Origin of the sequence: Pseudomonas sp. FP597 (genome assembly GCF_030687435.1) — a bacterium.
Taxonomy (GTDB): Bacteria; Pseudomonadota; Gammaproteobacteria; order Pseudomonadales; family Pseudomonadaceae; genus Aquipseudomonas; species Aquipseudomonas lactucae.
On record NZ_CP117432.1, the window covers coordinates 3,220,453 to 3,237,802 of the forward strand.

Annotated in this window: 24 protein-coding genes; 8 read left to right on the forward strand and 16 right to left on the reverse strand. The window is 60.5% G+C overall.

Annotated features, from left to right (window positions below; translation table 11 throughout):
• Position 1: 1 nt before the first annotated feature.
• Positions 2-1,285 carry an arsenic transporter gene (locus PSH66_RS14910; protein ID WP_003173809.1) on the reverse strand — a complete coding sequence of 428 codons (1,284 nt, stop codon included), beginning with the start codon at positions 1,283-1,285 and terminating at the stop codon, positions 2-4.
• A 19-nt stretch (positions 1,286-1,304) separates the two neighbouring features.
• Entirely contained in the window at positions 1,305-1,661 is a 357-nt protein-coding gene (locus PSH66_RS14915) for a metalloregulator ArsR/SmtB family transcription factor (protein ID WP_003173810.1), read from the reverse strand.
• A 176-nt stretch (positions 1,662-1,837) separates the two neighbouring features.
• On the opposite strand from PSH66_RS14915, the gene PSH66_RS14920 reads away from it, so the two are divergent.
• From PSH66_RS14920 to PSH66_RS14930, 3 genes are all read left to right on the forward strand, one after another.
• Positions 1,838-2,053 (forward strand): hypothetical protein, encoded by a 216-nt coding sequence (locus tag PSH66_RS14920; protein WP_003173811.1) that lies wholly within the window; start codon positions 1,838-1,840, stop codon positions 2,051-2,053.
• Positions 2,054-2,123: 70 nt separating this feature from the next.
• Positions 2,124-2,819 carry an AzlC family ABC transporter permease gene (locus tag PSH66_RS14925; RefSeq protein WP_003173812.1) on the forward strand — a complete coding sequence of 232 codons (696 nt, stop codon included), beginning with the start codon at positions 2,124-2,126 and terminating at the stop codon, positions 2,817-2,819.
• Entirely contained in the window at positions 2,816-3,127 is a 312-nt protein-coding gene (locus tag PSH66_RS14930; RefSeq protein WP_003173813.1) for an AzlD domain-containing protein, read from the forward strand. The genes PSH66_RS14925 and PSH66_RS14930 overlap by 4 nt, the downstream gene beginning before the upstream one ends.
• A gap of 153 nt (positions 3,128-3,280) precedes the next feature.
• Here the strand turns inward: PSH66_RS14930 and PSH66_RS14935 are convergent, their stop codons facing one another.
• Positions 3,281-3,496 carry a hypothetical protein gene (locus PSH66_RS14935; protein ID WP_042944651.1) on the reverse strand — a complete coding sequence of 72 codons (216 nt, stop codon included), beginning with the start codon at positions 3,494-3,496 and terminating at the stop codon, positions 3,281-3,283.
• A gap of 163 nt (positions 3,497-3,659) precedes the next feature.
• Here PSH66_RS14935 and PSH66_RS14940 point away from each other — a divergent pair, with 163 nt between their 5' ends.
• Entirely contained in the window at positions 3,660-4,013 is a 354-nt protein-coding gene (locus PSH66_RS14940; RefSeq protein ID WP_042944652.1) for a hypothetical protein, read from the forward strand.
• 143 nt (positions 4,014-4,156) lie between these two features.
• On the opposite strand, the gene PSH66_RS14945 is transcribed toward PSH66_RS14940, so the two are convergent.
• From PSH66_RS14945 to PSH66_RS14990, 10 genes are all read right to left on the reverse strand, one after another.
• The gene (locus PSH66_RS14945; RefSeq protein WP_141063815.1) at positions 4,157-4,861 is read right to left on the reverse strand and encodes a YoaK family protein; all 705 of its coding nucleotides are present in this window, start codon (positions 4,859-4,861) and stop codon (positions 4,157-4,159) included.
• Positions 4,862-4,954: 93 nt separating this feature from the next.
• Positions 4,955-5,983: a DNA topoisomerase IB gene (locus PSH66_RS14950; RefSeq protein WP_141063814.1), complete on the reverse strand. Its 1,029-nt coding sequence runs from the start codon at positions 5,981-5,983 to the stop codon at positions 4,955-4,957.
• A 73-nt stretch (positions 5,984-6,056) separates the two neighbouring features.
• Positions 6,057-7,142 carry a molybdenum ABC transporter ATP-binding protein gene (gene modC / locus PSH66_RS14955; protein ID WP_003173817.1) on the reverse strand — a complete coding sequence of 362 codons (1,086 nt, stop codon included), beginning with the start codon at positions 7,140-7,142 and terminating at the stop codon, positions 6,057-6,059.
• Positions 7,142-7,822 carry a molybdate ABC transporter permease subunit gene (modB, locus tag PSH66_RS14960; RefSeq protein ID WP_003173818.1) on the reverse strand — a complete coding sequence of 227 codons (681 nt, stop codon included), beginning with the start codon at positions 7,820-7,822 and terminating at the stop codon, positions 7,142-7,144. The genes modC and modB overlap by 1 nt, the downstream gene beginning before the upstream one ends.
• Entirely contained in the window at positions 7,823-8,575 is a 753-nt protein-coding gene (modA, locus tag PSH66_RS14965) for a molybdate ABC transporter substrate-binding protein (RefSeq protein WP_305429537.1), read from the reverse strand.
• 114 nt (positions 8,576-8,689) lie between these two features.
• Positions 8,690-9,748 carry a nitronate monooxygenase family protein gene (locus PSH66_RS14970; protein WP_305429538.1) on the reverse strand — a complete coding sequence of 353 codons (1,059 nt, stop codon included), beginning with the start codon at positions 9,746-9,748 and terminating at the stop codon, positions 8,690-8,692.
• A 105-nt stretch (positions 9,749-9,853) separates the two neighbouring features.
• Complete coding sequence (gene ada, locus PSH66_RS14975) at positions 9,854-10,900, reverse strand: bifunctional DNA-binding transcriptional regulator/O6-methylguanine-DNA methyltransferase Ada (protein ID WP_003173821.1); 1,047 nt, start codon at positions 10,898-10,900, stop codon at positions 9,854-9,856.
• A gap of 75 nt (positions 10,901-10,975) precedes the next feature.
• Positions 10,976-11,641: a DNA oxidative demethylase AlkB gene (gene alkB, locus PSH66_RS14980; protein ID WP_003173822.1), complete on the reverse strand. Its 666-nt coding sequence runs from the start codon at positions 11,639-11,641 to the stop codon at positions 10,976-10,978.
• A 3-nt stretch (positions 11,642-11,644) separates the two neighbouring features.
• Positions 11,645-11,812: a hypothetical protein gene (locus PSH66_RS14985; RefSeq protein ID WP_003173823.1), complete on the reverse strand. Its 168-nt coding sequence runs from the start codon at positions 11,810-11,812 to the stop codon at positions 11,645-11,647.
• A gap of 25 nt (positions 11,813-11,837) precedes the next feature.
• Complete coding sequence (locus PSH66_RS14990; RefSeq protein ID WP_003173824.1) at positions 11,838-12,140, reverse strand: DUF1883 domain-containing protein; 303 nt, start codon at positions 12,138-12,140, stop codon at positions 11,838-11,840.
• 213 nt (positions 12,141-12,353) lie between these two features.
• Here PSH66_RS14990 and PSH66_RS14995 point away from each other — a divergent pair, with 213 nt between their 5' ends.
• On the forward strand, positions 12,354-12,704 hold the full coding sequence (locus PSH66_RS14995) for a hypothetical protein (RefSeq protein ID WP_003173825.1): 351 nt from the start codon (positions 12,354-12,356) through the stop codon (positions 12,702-12,704).
• Positions 12,705-12,726: 22 nt separating this feature from the next.
• On the forward strand, positions 12,727-12,957 hold the full coding sequence (locus PSH66_RS15000) for a hypothetical protein (protein ID WP_042944655.1): 231 nt from the start codon (positions 12,727-12,729) through the stop codon (positions 12,955-12,957).
• A gap of 7 nt (positions 12,958-12,964) precedes the next feature.
• On the opposite strand, the gene PSH66_RS15005 is transcribed toward PSH66_RS15000, so the two are convergent.
• Both PSH66_RS15005 and PSH66_RS15010 read right to left on the reverse strand, forming a co-directional pair.
• Positions 12,965-13,246 carry a hypothetical protein gene (locus tag PSH66_RS15005; RefSeq protein WP_003173827.1) on the reverse strand — a complete coding sequence of 94 codons (282 nt, stop codon included), beginning with the start codon at positions 13,244-13,246 and terminating at the stop codon, positions 12,965-12,967.
• Between the two features lie 144 nt (positions 13,247-13,390).
• Positions 13,391-13,576 (reverse strand): hypothetical protein, encoded by a 186-nt coding sequence (locus PSH66_RS15010; RefSeq protein ID WP_003173828.1) that lies wholly within the window; start codon positions 13,574-13,576, stop codon positions 13,391-13,393.
• Between the two features lie 312 nt (positions 13,577-13,888).
• Here PSH66_RS15010 and galU point away from each other — a divergent pair, with 312 nt between their 5' ends.
• Entirely contained in the window at positions 13,889-14,728 is an 840-nt protein-coding gene (galU, locus tag PSH66_RS15015; RefSeq protein WP_003173830.1) for a UTP--glucose-1-phosphate uridylyltransferase GalU, read from the forward strand.
• A 106-nt stretch (positions 14,729-14,834) separates the two neighbouring features.
• Complete coding sequence (gene gorA, locus PSH66_RS15020; protein ID WP_003173831.1) at positions 14,835-16,193, forward strand: glutathione-disulfide reductase; 1,359 nt, start codon at positions 14,835-14,837, stop codon at positions 16,191-16,193.
• Here gorA and PSH66_RS15025 read toward each other — a convergent pair whose 3' ends face one another.
• Positions 16,194-17,201 carry a DNA-binding protein gene (locus PSH66_RS15025; protein WP_305429541.1) on the reverse strand — a complete coding sequence of 336 codons (1,008 nt, stop codon included), beginning with the start codon at positions 17,199-17,201 and terminating at the stop codon, positions 16,194-16,196.
• Positions 17,202-17,350: the final 149 nt, after the last annotated feature.

Sequence of the window (17,350 nt, forward strand, 5' to 3'; positions counted from 1 at the left end):
CTTAAATACTCAGGCGCAGGGCGAGGGCGGCAAGGGTGATCAGCAGTACCGGCAGGGTCAGCACAATGCCGACCTTGAAGTAATAGCCCCAGGTAATGGTGATGCCCTTGCGCGCCAGGATATGCAGCCACAGCAATGTGGCGAGGCTGCCGATAGGGGTGATCTTGGGGCCGAGGTCGCTGCCGATTACATTGGCGTAGATCATCGCGTCCTTGACCACGCCCACGGCATGGCTGGACTCGATGGACAGCGCGCCGATCAATACGGTCGGCAGGTTGTTCATCGCCGAGGACAGCAACGCGGTCAGCACGCCGGTGCCCATGGCCGCGCCCCAGACGCCGTAGGTGGCAAAGGTATCCAGCCAGGTCGCCAGGTACGTGGTGAGGCCGGCGTTTCGCAGGCCATAGACCACCAGGTACATCCCCAAGGAAAACACCACGATCTGCCACGGCGCTTCCTTCAGCACTTTGCGCGTGGAGATATTGTGACCCTTGGCGGCAATCACCAGCAGCAGAACGGCGCACACCGCGGAAATCGCACTGATGGGAATGCCCAGCGGCTCCAGGGCAAAGCAGCCGACCAACAGGATGCCCAGCACCCACCAGCCGGCGCGGAACGTGGCACGGTCGTGGACGGCACTGGCAGGGTCGGCCAGGTCGGCCGGGTCGTAGGTCTGTGGGATATCGCGACGGAAGAACCACAGCAGCACCGCCAGGGTGGCGGCGACACTCACGAAGTTGACCGGCACCATCACGGCCGCGTATTCGTTGAAGCCGATCTTGAAGTAGTCCGCCGAGACGATATTCACCAGGTTCGACACCACCAGCGGCAGGCTCGCCGTGTCGGCGATAAAGCCTGCGCCCATTACGAACGCCAGGGTCGCCGCTGGAGAAAAGCGCAGCGCCAGCAGCATCGACATGACGATGGGGGTCAGGATCAACGCCGCGCCATCATTGGCGAACAGCGCCGACACCAGTGCCCCGAGCAGCACCATGTAGGCGAACAGTCGACGCCCGCGCCCTCGGCCCCAACGCGCCACATGCAGGGCAGTCCAGGCAAAGAAGCCGGCCTCATCCAGCAGCAGGCTGATGATGATCAGCGCGACAAAGGTGCCGGTGGCGTTCCAGATGATGTGCCACACCACCGGGATATCCGCCAGGCTGATCACGCCGCAGGCGAGGGCGAGGATCGCGCCCAGCGTGGCGCTCCAGCCGACGCCCAGCCCCTTGGGCTGCCAGATGACCAGGATGATGGTGACGATAAAAATCGCAATTGCGACAAGCATGTATAAACGCTCCGATGGCTCAGCAGCAGGTGCTGGCCCGTTGTGGTCGGTCGCCCATTGCATCCAGACGCAGTGCGTCGTGTTGCAACCATGGCTGGTTGGCTTGCAGGGTGGTGTCCAGCACCTGCTTTACCCACTCAGGCAGGGCCGGGTTGATGCGGTAGTAGATCCATTGCCCCTGGCGACGATCGAGCACTAATCCGCCGTTGCGCAGTTGCGCCAGATGGCGAGAAATTTTCGGCTGACTGTCGCCCAGAGCATGGATCAATTCACATACGCAAAGTTCGCCTTCGCGCAGAATCAATAGTGTGATCCGGGCGCGGGTGGCATCGGCCAGGCATTTGAACAGGGTGGGCGCAGAGAAGAGGTCCGGCATGGCGGGGCCCTTGTAGATAGGGATATTCGAATATACGTATTTCCATATGTTTCGGTCAAATGCTGTTTCGATTGATAGGGATCAATAATCCGCGAATCGACACACAAGTGTTTGAAATTAAAATGAAACACGCATGTCCTAAAGTGCCTGCCCATTGCCGATGAAGGAAGACCCGCGTGACCCGAGCCACTCGTAACCTGCGCAAGACCCTGGATTGCGTCGCGGAAAATAACGAAACCGCGGCGTTCGACTTGATGCGTGCCGTGGAAAAACTCTCTGATGAAGTGCTACGTCAACGCCTGCTCAATACCATTCACCGGCTCAATCAGGACGCCCATGAACTGCGAGAAGCGCGTGATTCGGTGGGGCAGGTGTCGGTAAAGCTCGCCTGAGCAAGATCGTTCAAGACAACCTTTTTTCGCCCTGGCATGCTTGTCGACTGTCTGTCGATGAGCCGTTTCCATGTCTGCTGCCTTGCCTCATTACGCCTTCGCTCGCGGCGCCATTGCCGTCATTCCGTTATCCCTGGCCTGTGCGCCCTGGGGGCTGCTCGCCGGCTCCATGGCCATCGACGCGCAATTTACCCCGCTGCAGGCCCAAGGCTTGTCCGTCATTGTGTTTGCCGGTGCCGCGCAGTTGGTTGCCATCGGCATGGTCAAGGGCGGCGCCAGCCTGATTTCCATTGTGCTGACCACCTTGCTGCTGACCTCCCAGCATCTGCTCTACGGCATGCACCTGCGTCCGGTGCTTTCGCCGCTCACGGCGCGCTGGCGCATGAGCCTGGGGTTTCTGCTCACCGATGAGTTCTTCGCGCTGGTCAGCCATTATGACCGCCAGACCTTCAACCGCTGGTATGCGTTGGGCGTGGGCCTGACGTTTTATATCATCTGGAACCTGTTCACCCTCGCTGGCATCGTGCTGGGTAAAAGCATTCCGGGCCTTGATCAATTGGGCCTGGAGTTTTCGATTGCCGCGACCTTTATCGCCTTGATCACGCCAGTGGTGCGCGATGCGCCGACGGTGGTCTGCGTGGCGGTGGCCTTGCTGAGTTCGGTGTGGCTGAGTTATCTGCACTGGGAGTCGGCGGTGGTGGTGTCCGGCGTGCTGGGCATGAGCGCGGGGTTTGCCTGCAAACGACTGGGAGTAGGGCAGCCATGATTTATCTGATGATCGTGGGCATGGGCCTGGTGGTGTTTTTCAACCGTTACCTGTTTATCGAACCGCGCCTGCCGGTGCGCCTCAACCGCGGCGCGCGGGAGTTTCTGGGATTTGCGGTACCGGGCATGCTGACGGCGATTTGCGGGCCGATCATTTTTTTGCCCGATCACCAGCTCAACCTGAGCCCGGCCAATCCGTATTTCCTGGCCGGTATCTGCGCGATAGGCCTGATGTACTGGACGCGCAATGTGTTGACTACCGTGCTGCTGAGCATGGCGTTGTTCTATCTGTTTCGCTGGTGGGTCTGACGCGCAGGCGTAAAAAAGCCCGCGGGAGGGCGGGCAGAAGGAAGACTTCTAAAAATGAGCCTGGCCACTATAAATGTGCGAATCTCCCTTCACAGTGAAACTAAATTCATGCGGCTGGCGGTAAAGCGACCCCAGAAGGACCGCCGTGTCGCGTCAGTTTTTGGCGTTGAGCTTGCGCAGTTCTTCGTAGGTAGCCGACTGCACAAACCAGAAGCCGGAGACGATGCACCAGGTCAGCGTGCCACCGACCAGGACCGCCAGGCCCGACAGAAAACTTGCGCTGAACATCGATACCAGCCCGATGAGCCATACGAAGGCCAGTGCAATGTAGAGAACATAGTTATTGACGCTGATGACGAAATCTTTCATGACGCTTCCTTGTAGAGAGTATCCCGTGGCCTCCTCAGTGAGGCCAACGGCGACATCATAATGCCATGATTGTGACTGACGCCAGCTTGGGCGTTAAGGCGTATGGCGTCGTGCGAGGTGGCGGCGAGTGATACAGTCGCGTTTTTTTCAAGGAAGCGATGGCATGCGAAAGGTGGTCATGGGCGCATTGGTACTGGCAGCACTGGCCGGTTGCGCGGGTTCGAAAATGAAAGAAGCGCGTACCGGCAGCCCTTACAAGACCCTGGCGTCGGACAAGGCAACCCTGGTGGTCGCCGAATGCATCCAGTTCGGTTGGCAGGATGAAAGCGTGTTTGGCGTTGACGCCGGCGGCTTCAAGGAGCCGATCGGCGCGGGCGGTTTCACCGTTTACACAACGGGCGGCGACTATTTTGTGGACGTGCAAAGCGCGGGTGGCGGTTCCAGCGTCAAGTACTACGCCGCCGACGACAATATGCCCGCCAAGCGTCGTTTGGCCGCACTGGCGACTTGTCTGTAATCCGTTGCCTTAGTCATATTCGGAAACGCCCGGCGGGACAGCCGTCGGACATTCGCTTATTATTCACGTCGCTCGCCCGAGGTAATGGCTCTTTACCAGTACACGGATGTCGAGGCCAGTACCTCGGGCGAGCATCCTTTCCTTTACCGTGGCATAAACCCCAAGTGCCAGCGTCGAGGGATCTTCAGTGTCAACAACCCCAGCAGCCCCGCCAATACGCCGCTGACCAGCAACGCCTTCAGGCCCATCTGCTGCTCCAGCAGCGCACCGATCACCGCGCCGACAAACATGCCGCACCACGGGATCAACTGCACTCGCCAACCGTTGCGGCGCTCCCCCAGCATCCAGCGGCCCAGGCCACGACCGAAGCGTGACAGCGCCCCGGTGACGTAGGTCAGCCCCACCGGTAAACCATTCACTTCTTCTACCGCCGCATTGAGCATGCCCATCGCCGTGATCGCCGCCAGCAATGCGGGCAAGGCATCCTCGAACGGCCACAGCGCGCCCGCACACAACAGCATGGCAATGCACAGCAGCAAGGGCAGCGCATGTCGCCGCCCGTAGCGGCTGACCATCACGCCCAACGCGTTGCCGATAACGAAGGTGGCGACCAGCAGCAGCAGGCGTCCTGTCAAGCCAAGATCACCGGCGCTGATCGCCACCGCCAGGCGCGTGGTGTTACCGCTCATGAACGACACGAAGTCACCGCTGGCCATAAAGCCAATGGCGTCGGTCATGCCCGCCAGCACCGAAAGGCTGGCCACCAGCATCAAGCCGATCCGACCGCGCCAACGCTGTTGGTGAGCAAGCGCGACGTTGGCAAACGGCTTGTGGGACGAAGGCAGCATGGGGCCGGGCTCCTCAATGAGATTAACCGGCCACTACGGTAGGACGCTTTGCTGACGTGCGCAATGATCTCAGACAGCTTTCAGCTGCACGACCTAACGTTCCTTGGCGAGCTGTTCAAGGAACATGGCCAGGGCGACTTCCTCGGCCTTGAGCCCCTTGCGCATGCGCGGCTTGGGCAGTTTTGACAGCTCGCCCAGGCTGAAATGCTCCAGCACGGCGGGGTGGATATAACACTTGCGGCACACCGCCGGCGTATTGCCCAGTTGCCTGGCGACGTCCTTGACCATCGCCACCACGTGCCGCTTGGCATCGGACTCGGGCTGCCATTGCAGTTCGCGCAGCACCGCCAGCGCCATGGCGGTGCCGGCCCAGGTGCGGTAGTCCTTGGCGGTGAAGTCGGCGCCGGTCAGGCTGTGCAGGTAGGCATTCACATCCTGGGAGCTGACGGTGTGACGCTCACCGTCCTCATCCAGGTACTGGAACAGGTTCTGCCCCGGTAGTTCCATGCAGCGTCTGACCACCGTGGCCAGGCGCCGGTCCTTGACGCTGACCTGATGCTCCACGCCGCTTTTGCCCCGGAACTGAAACTTGATTTCGCTGCCCTTGATGCCCACGTGGCGGTTGCGCAGGGTGGTCAGTCCGTAGGATTTATTGTCGCGGGCATACTGGGTATTGCCGACGCGGATCAAGGTGGCATCCAACAGCATCACCACGGTGGCCAGGACTTTCTCGCGGGTAAAACCGGGTTCCGCCAGTTGCGCTTCCAATTGCTTGCGCAATGTGGGAAGCGCCTTGCCGAACGCCTGCAGGCGCGCGTATTTATCGCTGTCGCGCACTTCACGCCAGCGCGCGTGATAACGGTATTGCTTGCGGCCACGGGCATCGCGTCCGGTGGCCTGCAGATGGCCGCGCGGATCGGCGCAGATCCACACGTCAGTGTAGGCGGGTGGCACGGCCAGGGCATTGAGACGCTTGATCTCGTCAGCGTCGGTGATGCGCTGGCCATTGGCATCGAAATACTGGAATTTGCCGCGCACTTTCTTGCGGCGGATGCCGGGTTGGGTGTCGTCAACGTAATGCAAATCGCGGGGTAGGTCGGCGGGCAGCGCAGAGTCAGGCATGGGCGGTTTCCTTGGCAACACATCAGGCCGGTATGTCTGATTGACCGCAGCCCTGTGTGGTCGTGCCAAATAGTTACGCCAGCACCGCGACTGCCTTGATTTGCGCCCATAGCACCTGGCCGGGATGCAGTTGCAACTGATCGCGGGAGAAGCGCGTGATGCGCGCCAGCAACGGTGTGCCATCGGCGTCCAGGCGCACCAGCACGTGGGCGCTGTTGTCGGCGGGAATTTCCTCGGTCACCGTCACCGGCAGGCGGTTGAGGATACTGCTGTGTTCTTCGGCTTGCAGGCTCAGGCTCACGTCCCGCGCCTGCACCTTGACCCGCAACGCTTTTCCCACGGCCAGCGGCGCATGGGCCACGCGCATCGGCAGCGCGCTGCCCGGCAGTTGCAGCGTCAGCAACTGATAGTGCGCGTCGTAGGCACTGACGGTGCCGTTGATGACCACACCGGCGTCGTCGCCGCGTGCCAGCGGCAGGTCGAGCCGCGCCAGGGTTTCGCCGATGGGGCCGCTGGCCAGGGCCTTGCCGGCGCTCAGCAGCACGATATGGTCGGCCAGGCGCGCCACTTCATCCTGGGCATGGCTGACATACAGCACGGGAATATCCAGTTCGTCGTGCAGGCGCTCCAGATACGGCAGGATCTCGCCCTTGCGCTGGCTGTCGAGGGCCGCCAGTGGCTCATCCATCAACAGCAATCGAGGGCTGGTGAGCAAGGCGCGGGCGATACCGATGCGCTGGCGTTCGCCGCCGGAGAGGTGCAGCGGGTTGCGCTCGAGCAAGTGGCCGATGCCCAGCAACTCGGTGGCCTGAGCCATGTCCACGCGACGTTGCTGGCGGGGGATGCGCTTGAGGCCGAATTCCAGGTTGGCGCGCACCGACAAATGCGCGAACAGGCTGGCCTCCTGGAACACATAGCCCAACGCGCGCTTATGCGGCGCGACGAACACCCCCGCGCGGCTGTCTTGCCAGACTTCATCGTTGACCTGGATAAACCCGTCGTGCGCACGCTCAAGCCCGGCGATGCAGCGCAGGCAGGTGGTTTTGCCGGAGCCGGATTGCCCGTACAGCGCCGTCACGCCGCGCCCAGGCAGATGCAGGTCCACCTCCAGGGCGAAGTCCGAGTACTTGAGTTGCAGGCGTACATCAATCATCGACATCAGCTCCAGCCCATCCGGGTTTTACGGCTGGAGTACAGTGCCAGCAATACGAGGAACGCGAAGACCACCATGGACCCGGCCAGCCAATGGGCTTGGGCGTATTCCATGGCTTCGACATGGTCGTAGATCTGCACCGAGACCACGCGGGTCTTGTCCGGGATATTGCCGCCGATCATCAGGACCACGCCGAATTCACCCACCGTATGGGCAAACCCGAGGATCGCCGCGGTGATGAATCCCGGGCGTGCCAACGGCAGCGTCACGCTGAAGAAGGTGTCCCAGGGATTGGCGCGCAGGGTCGCGGCCACTTCCAGCGGGCGCGTGCCGATCGCGGAGAAAGCGTTTTGCAACGGCTGCACCACAAACGGCATGGAGTAGATCACCGAGCCGATCACCAGCCCGGTAAAACTGAAGGTGAGAGTGCCCAGGCCCAGCCATTGCGTGAACTGGCCGACGTAACCGTTGGGCCCCATGGTCAACAGCAGATAGAAGCCGATCACCGTGGGTGGCAGCACCAACGGCAGGGCGACGATTGCGCCAATGGGACCACGCCACCAGGAGCGGGTACGCGACAGCCACAGGGCAATCGGCGTGCCGATGACCAGCAGGATCACGGTAGTCAGTGACGCCAGTTTGATGGTCAACCAGATGGCGGAAAAATCGGCACTCGATAGCGGCATTTAGAGCTCGTAACCGTAGGACTTGATGACGGCAGCGGCTTTGGGGCCTTTCAGGTACTCAACCAACGCCTTGGCAGCGGCGCTGTCTTTGCCCTTGTTGAGGATCACCGCGTCCTGTTTGATCGGGTCATGCAGGGAGGTGGGGACGATCCACGCCGAACCTTGGGTGACTTTGCCGTCTTTATAGATCTGCGACAAGGCCACGAAACCCAGCTCGGCATTACCGGTGGACACGAATTGATAGGCCTGGGTGATGTTCTGGCCTTCAACCAGCTTGGCCTTGACCTGCTCGGTCAGGCCCTCTTTGGCCAGCACTTGAACGGCGGCCAGGCCGTAGGGGGCGGCTTTCGGGTTGGCGATGGACAGGTGCTGGAAGGCGTTTTTCTTCAACACGTCGCCCTTGGCGTCCACATAGCCTTCTTTGGCCGACCACAGCGCCAACGTGCCCACGGCATAGGTGAAGCGTGAGCCCTTGACGGTGTCGCCTTCGTTTTCGAGTTTTTGCGGGGTGGTGTCGTCGGCGCTGAGGAACACCTCGAATGGCGCGCCGTTCTTGATCTGCGTGTAAAACTGCCCGGTAGCACCGTAGGACGCGACCAGCGTATGGCCGGTGTCTTTTTGGAAGTCGACGGCAATTGCCTGGATCGGCGTGGTGAAGTTGGCTGCGACGGCCACCTGGACTTCATCGGCGTTGGCCGAGCCGACCGCTAACACGGCGATCAGCACGGCCAGGCGTGAGGCGTGAATCATCATGGAGCAGCTCCTGGGGATGTACGGCACGGGGGTAAAAGGGCTAACCGCTATGTATGCGAATATATAGCGGTTGGCCATTGCCGGTACAGCGCAACGTTGCCGCAGGTGGCAGGGTTACTTGAGTCTGGCCAGGGCTTGTGCCGCCAGCTCGCGGGTCAGCTCATAGGTGGTCACGTCCTTGCACAGGCGCAGTGCCTGGCCCGACCAGAGGTTGCTGAAGCCGGCTTCATCCTTGGCCTTGAGCGGCATTAACGCGCCACCGGCCGTGGGAAAGGCAGGCGCCGCCGGATTGATCGCGCCCAATTCGCGCATCACCCGATTGACGATGCCGCGCGCGGGACGGCCGGTGAACAGGTTGGTCAGTGCTGTTTCGCTGGCCTGGGCGTGGCGCAATGCGTAGTGATGGGCGGTGGTCACATTCGCTTCGGGGGTGAACAGGTACGCTGTGCCGATCTGCACGGCCGAGGCGCCGAGGGCGAAGGCCGCGACAATGCCGCGTGCATCGCCGATGCCGCCGGCGGCAATCACCGGCACGCTCACGGCGTCGACGATCTGCGGCAACAGCGCGAACAGGCCGATCTGGGTATTGAGATCGTCGCTGAGAAACAAGCCACGATGCCCGCCGGCTTCAAGGCCCATGGCGATAATTGCATCGCAGCCATGACGCTCCAGCCAGATCGCCTCTTCCACGGTGGTGGCGGAGGACAACACCTTGGCGCCTGTGGCTTTTACCCGCGCCAGCAGGGATTTTTCCGGCAGGCCGAAGTGAAAACTGACGACCTGCGGGCGAAACGCTTCAACGACCTGGCAGGCGGCATCGTTGAATGGCGCACGGTTGGACACCGGCGTCGGCGCATCAAAATCGGCGCCCAGTTCGCGGTAGTAGGGCTCCAGCAGCGCTTTCCAGCGGCGGTCCCGCGCTTCGTCAGGCGCCGGCGGCTGATGGCAGAAAAAATTGACGTTGATCGGTCGATCGCTGGCCTGGCGGATGCGGGTCAGTGCGTCGCGCAACTGTTCGATGCTCAGCGCGGCGGCCGGCATCGAGCCCAGCGCGCCCGCCCGGTTGGCGGCGATCACCATGGCGGGGGTGGTACCGACGGCCATGGGCGCCTGGATAATGGGCACCTCTATGCCCAACAGGTCGAGAATGCGCGTGTCTGGCCAGTTGCTCATGGGATGCGTCTCCAGTGTCAGTCGGTCTTTTCGCTGTTTTAGCAGGGCATCCGTTGCCCGGCCAGTCTGTTTTATTCACTGGACGACGCTGGCTTTTCGTGCGGTTCAGTCGCCGCGTTCGCGGTCGAGCAATTGGCGCTTGCGCTCAACCCCCCAGCGGTAACCCGACAGGTCACCATTGCTGCGCACCACGCGATGACAAGGGATTGCCACTGCCAGGCGGTTGGCGCCGCAGGCCTGGGCCACCGCGCGAAACGACTGGGGCGCGCCGATCTGCTCGGCGATCCGCGCGTAGCTGGCCGTGCTGCCTACCGGAATCTCGCGCAAGGCTTGCCAAACCCGTTCCTGGAACGCGGTGCCGCGCACATCCAGTGGCAGGTCCAGGCCCAGGGCGGGGGCTTCGATAAACCCCACCACCTGTGCGATCAACTGTTCGAAACGGCGGTCGGCGCCGACCAGGTCGGCCTTGGGGAATTGATCCTGCAGATCCCGCACCAGCGTGTCGGGGTCATCGCCCAGCAGGATCGCGCACACGCCGCGCGTGCTCTGCGCCACGAGAATCGCCCCCAGGGAGCATTGGCCGACGGCGAACAGGATTTCGTTGTGGCTGCCGCCAGCTTTGTAATCGCTGGGTTTCATGCCGAGCAACTGATCGGCTGACGCATAAAAGCGACTGTTGGAATTAAAACCGGCGTCATACAGCGCGTCCGTCACCCGGTGCTGGCCTTTGAGCCCAGCGCGCAACTTACGCGAGCGATGGGCACTGGCGTAGGCCTTGGGAGTCAGGCCGGTGACGGACTTGAACACGCGATGGAAGTGAAACGGGCTCAGGCCCGCCCGTGCGGCAAGGATATCGAGGCTGGGCGGGGTGTCGGCTTGCTCAATATGACGGCAGGCGTCGGCCACCCGTTGCGCATGCTGTGCCGCACGTTGGGTCTGATCTCCGACGGCACGCTTACTGGGCCGATATCCCGCCGCTTCGGCTTGCGCCGGTGTGTCGAAGAACTCGACATTTTCCGGGCGCGGCAAGCGCGACACGCTGCTGGGGCGGCAATACACACCGGTGGTTTTCACGCCATAGACGAACAACGAGTCGGCCTTGGGGTCGCGGGCCAGGATCGCTGCCCAGCGCGGGTCTTGTTCGGTAGTCATAATCGGCACTCTTGACGGACTCTCGGCAGATTAGCCGTGCCGTGACTACCTGACACCCCGAAGCTTGCGCTCAAATCAGCCGGCGGTGCGCAGGGTGAGGTTGATGCGTTGCGCGCCCATGATGGGGTGTACGCCGTCCTTGATCGGCATCACACCGTGAAAGCGCAGGCGATCAATCCCGCCCCAGATCACGACGTCGCCATGAAACAACGGGATTTTTTTTGGCTTGTCGCTGCGCTCGCGGCCTCCAAACAAGAAAATCGCCGGCAGCCCGAGGGACACCGACACCACGGGCGCACGGTAGTCACGTTCGTTTTTGTCCTGGTGCAGGGACATTTTCGCGCCGGGTACATAGCGGTTGATCAGGCAGGCATCCGGGGCGAAGTCGCTGAACCCGGCCTCGGCTGCCGCCAGTACGGCCAGTTCTCGCACCGCGTCGGGCAGGGCCGGCCAGGGTTGCTGGCTATGCGGGTCCAGCGGGCTGTAGCGATAGCCGCGGGCATCGGTGGTCCAGCCCAGTTCGCCACAACTGCTCAACGCCGCGGACATGGTAAACCCGCCAGGGGTGACCATGTGCCGAAACGGGGATTGTGCCAGTACGCGGCGTAGTTCGGGCAGAAGCCGCTCGATCCAGGGCAGGGCATAGCCCTTTAGCACATAGGACTGTTCGCCAATTTGCTCGCGCCCGGCGGGTTGTTGCAGGGCGTCGTCGGCGAACAGGTCGGCAGTAGGGCCGGGCATGGCTTACAGCGCCTTGCTCACGTTGATGTCAGTGATTTCATCGCTGGCATCATGGATTTTCGCCAAGGCTTGCTTGGCTTCTTCCACGCTATTGGTCGTCAGTTGGGCGAACTCAAAGCGGCGTTCGCCGTTGAGCTTGTACTTGATGACGTATTTGGTAGTAGGAGTCACGGCTATTTCCTGTGGTGCGTTCTGATCAGCTCAGCTTGGTGCTGGTACGACGAACAATACGAATCTTGTGGGACAACGCGGGCTTGCGGGTGACGCTGATCGCCCGACGCGTGACCACGTCCAGGGTGATGTTCCAGAACCCGGTGCTCGGTGCGGTGATTTTGGCGGGGAATTTGTCGAATGCGCCGCCGTGGTAGGTGTGGCGGCCGCCATTTTTGAAACTGCGAAAATTCGCATCGCTCATCAGACGGATATTACAAGTCTGTGAGCATTCTATGACGACAATGTCTCCCTCGTTGAGGTGTTCGCGCTGGTGGATGAATTTCATGAGGGTGTCTCCAGAAGGGCTTTTACTGAAAAATCAGAACGATACGTAGGTTAAGATAGAGTTTATCAGCCCTAGCGCGTTTATTATCGGCTCGTCTTCAACGGCGTCGACAATTTAAAACAGTTATTTACCGAGTTATCAGGGATAAATCCTACGTCTGCGGGAGAAAATTCTCATCCCCGCTGTCGTAGCGTCTTTATCGGAGGTTTTCGTATGAAGTGGAGTGTGTTGGTTCTGGCCTTGGCGATAGGTGGCTGTGCTTCGGTGGCAGATATCAAGCAGACCCCGCCGACGCTGGCCGTCATTTCCGGGAAAAAGCCCCAGGAATACGCCGCATGTGTGGTACAGAAATTGTCTACGACCCGCCGTCCGCCGCAAATCGAACCGCATAAAGAAGGGGTGCGCGTGATCGTGCCGCAGAAATTCTCCGCCGACCCTTCGGCGATTTTTGAAATCGAAGAGCGCTCCAGCGGCAGCAGCATCAAGCTCTATGAAAGCATGTCCAATGTGCCGATCCGTCCAGGTGACGTGAAGAGCGCCGGGGAAGCCTGCATTTCCGGCTGATGCCATGGTGGAAAAATCAGATATGAAGCGTGAACACGTCAGAACCCACAATGCCGAGGGGCAACTCTCGGCCACCCATGTGATCCAGAACCCTGCCGACCTCGGCGAGTGGATCGTATTTTTCAAAAAGAGCGGCGGGCGCAGTTTTTTCCTGGTGGACGATCAGGATGAGGTCGAATCCTTCGCAAGCCTGGATGAATTGACCGAAATCCTTCGGGAGCTGGGCATCAAGTTCGCCGAGATCCACCTGTAGCCTCAGGCTACTTGCAGACCACGACCACACTGCGGGTCTTGTAGTTGCCCACGTCCTGGCCCAGGGTCTTGTCGCTCTCCTTGAGCGACGGTGTACCTTCGGTGCCGACAATGCGGTAACCGGTACCGGCGCAGGAGGCATCGGCTTTTTCGTAGCAGCTCGCCCAGGCGTTGGCTTCTCCCGAGCAATCGATGGTCAGGCCTTGTTCACCGTTTTTCAGGTAGACGTCGGACGTGGTGGTGCAGCCGGCGAGTGCCAGTACCGCAGTCAGTGCCAGAAGTTTGTTCATGTGTGTTCGTCGTCGAGGGTGTGGGAGGGGGTGCTGACACGGTCGTGGCGCATTTTCGGCAGATTATAGCTAACTGCCATCTAGGTACAGACAAACACAAAAAAAGCCCCGTCAATCGGGGCTTTTTGCGTAGGGGCTGAAGACTTACTTGCCCTTCGGTCGTTTGCTCGACGCGTGGCCCGCTTCATCCACGAACACTTCGGCTACCGCGATCGCCATGCTTTCTGTTTCGAAAACGCCAGCGACGCTGTCTCCGTGGAAGTTGATCAGGTGCCAGCCGTCGGCTCGCTGGGTGATCAGGTAGCCGTTCACGCCTTTTGGTTCTGACATCTATTAACAATCTCGTCTGGTCTGGTTCAAGGGTGCAATGATAGCGCCAAATGTCGCAGGGCCGCGTAAGTTATTCCAAGTCAGTGTTCCTGCCTGAAAAGCATGCTAAAAAGACCACAGCCCGTTGAAATGATGAGCGGCCGGTAGATTTTGCCGTGCCAGTGGAGAACCTCTTTGTAAGATAAGCGGAACTTACGCTGACATTTTTTCTCTATGATGACATCGCAACGCCAGCAGCTCCCATTGTAAGGTGGCTGCGGCCTGATTAGACTGCGCCGAATTTCGTACGCACAGCCCTTTGTAAGGACCCATATGATCAAGAAATGCTTGTTCCCAGCAGCCGGTTACGGCACTCGCTTCTTGCCAGCGACCAAGGCCATGCCCAAAGAAATGCTGCCGGTGGTGAACAAGCCACTGATTCAGTACGGCGTGGAAGAGGCACTGGATGCCGGTCTGAACGAAATTTCCATCGTCACCGGCCGCGGTAAGCGCGCGCTGGAAGACCACTTCGACATCAGCTACGAGCTGGAAAACCAGATCAAGGGCACCGACAAGGAAAAATACCTGGTTGGTATCCGTAAGCTGCTGGACGAGTGCTCCTTCTCTTACACCCGTCAGACCCAGATGAAAGGCCTTGGCCACGCGATCCTCACCGGCCGCCCGCTGATCGGTGACGAGCCGTTCGCCGTGGTCCTGGCGGATGACCTGTGCGTCAACCTGGAAGGCGACGGCGTACTGACCCAGATGGTCAAGCTGTATCAGAAATACCGTTGCACCATCGTCGCGGTCATGGAAGTGAACCCGACCGAAACCAACAAGTACGGGGTTATCGCCGGTGACGACATTGGTGATGGCCTGATCCGCGTGCGTGACATGGTTGAAAAACCGGCACCGGAAGATGCGCCGTCGAACCTGGCGATTATCGGTCGTTACATCCTGACTCCGGACATCTTCAAGCTGATCGAAGAAACCGAGCCAGGCAAAGGCGGCGAGATCCAGATCACTGACGCTCTGTTGAAGCAAGCCAAAGACGGCTGCGTGATTGCCTACAAGTTCAAGGGCCAGCGTTTCGACTGCGGCGGCGCCGAAGGCTACATCGAAGCCACCAACTTCTGCTACGAGCACTTCTACAAGACCGGCAAGGCTTACTGATTCACGCTTGCCTGCACGCTTGTAAGAGAAAGCCACCTTCGGGTGGCTTTTTCGTTTTTCAGCCCCATGTAAGTCGGTATGCTGATGGCCTGCCGAGGAGAGTGAAATGGCCTACGATTTTGACCTGTATGTAATTGGCGCCGGTTCCGGCGGTGTTCGTGCGGCGCGCTTTGCCGCCGGCTTTGGTGCCAAGGTGGCCGTGGCGGAAAGCCGCTACCTGGGCGGTACCTGCGTGAACGTGGGCTGCGTGCCCAAGAAATTGCTCGTGTACGGCGCGCATTTTGCCGAAGACTTCGAGCAGGCCAGTGGTTTCGGCTGGTCCCTGGGCGAGGCGAACTTTGATTGGGCAACCCTGATCGCCAACAAAGACCGTGAGATCAATCGTCTCAATGGCATCTACCGCAACCTGCTGGTCAACAGCGGCGTAACGCTGCATGAAGGGCATGCGCGCCTGGTGGGTGCGCATCAGGTGGAAATCAATGGCGAGCGCTTCACCGCCAAGCATATTCTGGTCGCCACCGGCGGCTGGCCGCAGATTCCGGAGATTCCAGGGCGCGAACACGCCATCGGCTCCAACGAAGCGTTCTTCCTCAAAGAGTTGCCTAAGCGCGTGCTGGTGGTCGGCGGCGGTTATATTGCGGTTGAATTCGCCGGTATTTTCCATGGCCTGGGCGCCAAGACTTCGCTGCTGTATCGCGGTGACCTGTTCTTGCGTGGTTTTGACGGCGCGGTGCGCAAGCACCTGCAGGAAGAGCTGACCAAACGCGGCCTGGACCTGCAATTCAATGCCGACATCGAGCGCATCGACAAGCAAGCCGACGGTAGCCTCAAGGCCACCCTCAAGGATGGTCGTGTATTGGAAACCGATTGCGTGTTCTACGCCACCGGCCGCCGTCCGATGCTGGATAACCTCGGCCTGGAAAACACCGGGGTCAAACTCGATGAGCGTGGGTTTATTCAAGTCAATGAGCAGTACGAAACCGCTGAGGCATCCATCCTGGCGATTGGCGATGTAATCGGTCGCGTGCAGCTGACACCGGTGGCGCTCGCCGAAGGCATGGCCGTGGCGCGTCGTTTGTTCAAGCCCGAGCAGTATCGCCCGGTGGATTACGCCATGATCCCGACGGCCGTGTTCAGCCTGCCGAATATCGGTACGGTCGGCCTGACGGAGGAGGACGCGAAGAAGAATGGGCATAACGTGCAGGTCTTCGAAAGCCGCTTCCGGCCGATGAAGCTGACGCTCACGGACTGCCAGGAAAAGACCTTGATGAAACTGGTGGTCGATGCCGACACCGACAAGGTGTTGGGCTGCCATATGGTTGGCCCGGACGCCGGTGAGATCGTCCAGGGCCTGGCGATCGCGCTCAAGGCGGGCGCGACCAAGCGGCATTTCGATGAGACCATCGGGGTGCATCCGACGGCGGCGGAAGAGTTCGTCACCATGCGCACGCCTGTGGCGCACTGATCAGGTGTCGGGTGTTGCCTCTGGCGCCGTTGCAACGACGGCCGCCAGGCGCAATGCCTCGATACTGGCGTGGGCTTTGACAAGGTCCAGTTCCAGCGTCTTGTTGACCTGCTGAAGCTCGCTCAGCGCTTGCTGGCGTGACTCGCTTTGCAGGGCTGCCACCCGCAGGCGCTCCTGCAGCAGGGTGCGCTCGCTATCGATCTGGCTCAGCTGTTCGTTCAGCTTGCCTTGCTGGGCCTGGTCCTTGCGCACCTGATCCTGCAGCGCCGCCAGCTCTTTGGCCGCTACCCGGTGCTCGATCAGCAAACGTTCATTGTCGCGATGCAGCTGGGTGATCTCATCCTGACGCACCATCGCGCTTTGCTGGGCCTGGCGCAGTTCTGCCTGTACCTGCTGCAACTGGCCTTCGTGGCGCCGCTGTTCCTGCTCGCGCTGCTCCTGGATTGCGTTGCGATAGTGCTCGAGCGCTTCGCGGGCGTGCAGGTGCTTGTCTTCCAGCGAACGAATCTGTTCGTCCTTGTCACTGATCCTTAGTTCGTAATCGCTGCACGCCTGGCTGAGTCCGGCGTTGCGGGTTTGCTCGGTTTGCAGGCTGGTGCAGGCGGTTTGCAGGGCGGCGCTTTCTTCCGCCAGCGCGGCGGCCTGGATATCGAATTGCTGCTTGAGCTGGCTGTGGGCCGCTTCCAGCGTCTGCAGTTGGGCGAGCAGGGCGGCTTTTTGTTGCTCGAATTGCCCCAGCGCCAGGTCGATGGGCTCCTGGGCTTTTTCTTTCAGGCGTTGGGCCAGCCGCGCTACCAGTTCGCCCAACTCGTCGTCGATAGGGGCTTCGGTGATGGTCAGCCGGGTCTCGCTGTCGTTCAGCTCCTTCAGATAACGGTGAATCGTGGTTTTCGAGCCGGTATTGCCCATCTCGATGCGTACGGCATCGATGCTGGGGTTTTCGCCGCGGGCGAGGATCGCCAGGCGTGCCGTTTGAACCACTGCTTTGTTTATGCCGCCGCGCGCCATGGGGTCTCCGTCGATTTAGTACTGTGGTACATAGTATGTATACACGTACTATAACACTAATAAAACGTCGTTTGAATTCATCCTTTAACAGATGGGATATTGGCGTATTATCCCGTGTCATAGTCGGTTTTGACGCCGCTACGTCCACC

What these genes read in the sequence shown, in the direction of transcription:
- PSH66_RS14910 (WP_003173809.1), bottom strand. Translation starts at nt 1,285, where the DNA reads ATGCTTGTCGCAATTGCGATTTTTATCGTCACCATCATCCTGGTCATC.
- PSH66_RS14915 (WP_003173810.1), bottom strand. Translation starts at nt 1,661, where the DNA reads ATGCCGGACCTCTTCTCTGCGCCCACCCTGTTCAAATGCCTGGCCGAT.
- PSH66_RS14925 (WP_003173812.1), top strand. Translation starts at nt 2,124, where the DNA reads ATGTCTGCTGCCTTGCCTCATTACGCCTTCGCTCGCGGCGCCATTGCC.
- PSH66_RS14930 (WP_003173813.1), top strand. Translation starts at nt 2,816, where the DNA reads ATGATTTATCTGATGATCGTGGGCATGGGCCTGGTGGTGTTTTTCAAC.
- PSH66_RS14935 (WP_042944651.1), bottom strand. Translation starts at nt 3,496, where the DNA reads ATGAAAGATTTCGTCATCAGCGTCAATAACTATGTTCTCTACATTGCA.
- PSH66_RS14940 (WP_042944652.1), top strand. Translation starts at nt 3,660, where the DNA reads ATGCGAAAGGTGGTCATGGGCGCATTGGTACTGGCAGCACTGGCCGGT.
- PSH66_RS14945 (WP_141063815.1), bottom strand. Translation starts at nt 4,861, where the DNA reads ATGCTGCCTTCGTCCCACAAGCCGTTTGCCAACGTCGCGCTTGCTCAC.
- PSH66_RS14950 (WP_141063814.1), bottom strand. Translation starts at nt 5,983, where the DNA reads ATGCCTGACTCTGCGCTGCCCGCCGACCTACCCCGCGATTTGCATTAC.
- modC (WP_003173817.1), bottom strand. Translation starts at nt 7,142, where the DNA reads ATGTCGATGATTGATGTACGCCTGCAACTCAAGTACTCGGACTTCGCC.
- modB (WP_003173818.1), bottom strand. Translation starts at nt 7,822, where the DNA reads ATGCCGCTATCGAGTGCCGATTTTTCCGCCATCTGGTTGACCATCAAA.
- modA (WP_305429537.1), bottom strand. Translation starts at nt 8,575, where the DNA reads ATGATGATTCACGCCTCACGCCTGGCCGTGCTGATCGCCGTGTTAGCG.
- PSH66_RS14970 (WP_305429538.1), bottom strand. Translation starts at nt 9,748, where the DNA reads ATGAGCAACTGGCCAGACACGCGCATTCTCGACCTGTTGGGCATAGAG.
- ada (WP_003173821.1), bottom strand. Translation starts at nt 10,900, where the DNA reads ATGACTACCGAACAAGACCCGCGCTGGGCAGCGATCCTGGCCCGCGAC.
- alkB (WP_003173822.1), bottom strand. Translation starts at nt 11,641, where the DNA reads ATGCCCGGCCCTACTGCCGACCTGTTCGCCGACGACGCCCTGCAACAA.
- PSH66_RS14990 (WP_003173824.1), bottom strand. Translation starts at nt 12,140, where the DNA reads ATGAAATTCATCCACCAGCGCGAACACCTCAACGAGGGAGACATTGTC.
- PSH66_RS14995 (WP_003173825.1), top strand. Translation starts at nt 12,354, where the DNA reads ATGAAGTGGAGTGTGTTGGTTCTGGCCTTGGCGATAGGTGGCTGTGCT.
- PSH66_RS15000 (WP_042944655.1), top strand. Translation starts at nt 12,727, where the DNA reads ATGAAGCGTGAACACGTCAGAACCCACAATGCCGAGGGGCAACTCTCG.
- PSH66_RS15005 (WP_003173827.1), bottom strand. Translation starts at nt 13,246, where the DNA reads ATGAACAAACTTCTGGCACTGACTGCGGTACTGGCACTCGCCGGCTGC.
- PSH66_RS15010 (WP_003173828.1), bottom strand. Translation starts at nt 13,576, where the DNA reads ATGTCAGAACCAAAAGGCGTGAACGGCTACCTGATCACCCAGCGAGCC.
- galU (WP_003173830.1), top strand. Translation starts at nt 13,889, where the DNA reads ATGATCAAGAAATGCTTGTTCCCAGCAGCCGGTTACGGCACTCGCTTC.
- gorA (WP_003173831.1), top strand. Translation starts at nt 14,835, where the DNA reads ATGGCCTACGATTTTGACCTGTATGTAATTGGCGCCGGTTCCGGCGGT.
- PSH66_RS15025 (WP_305429541.1), bottom strand. Translation starts at nt 17,201, where the DNA reads ATGGCGCGCGGCGGCATAAACAAAGCAGTGGTTCAAACGGCACGCCTG.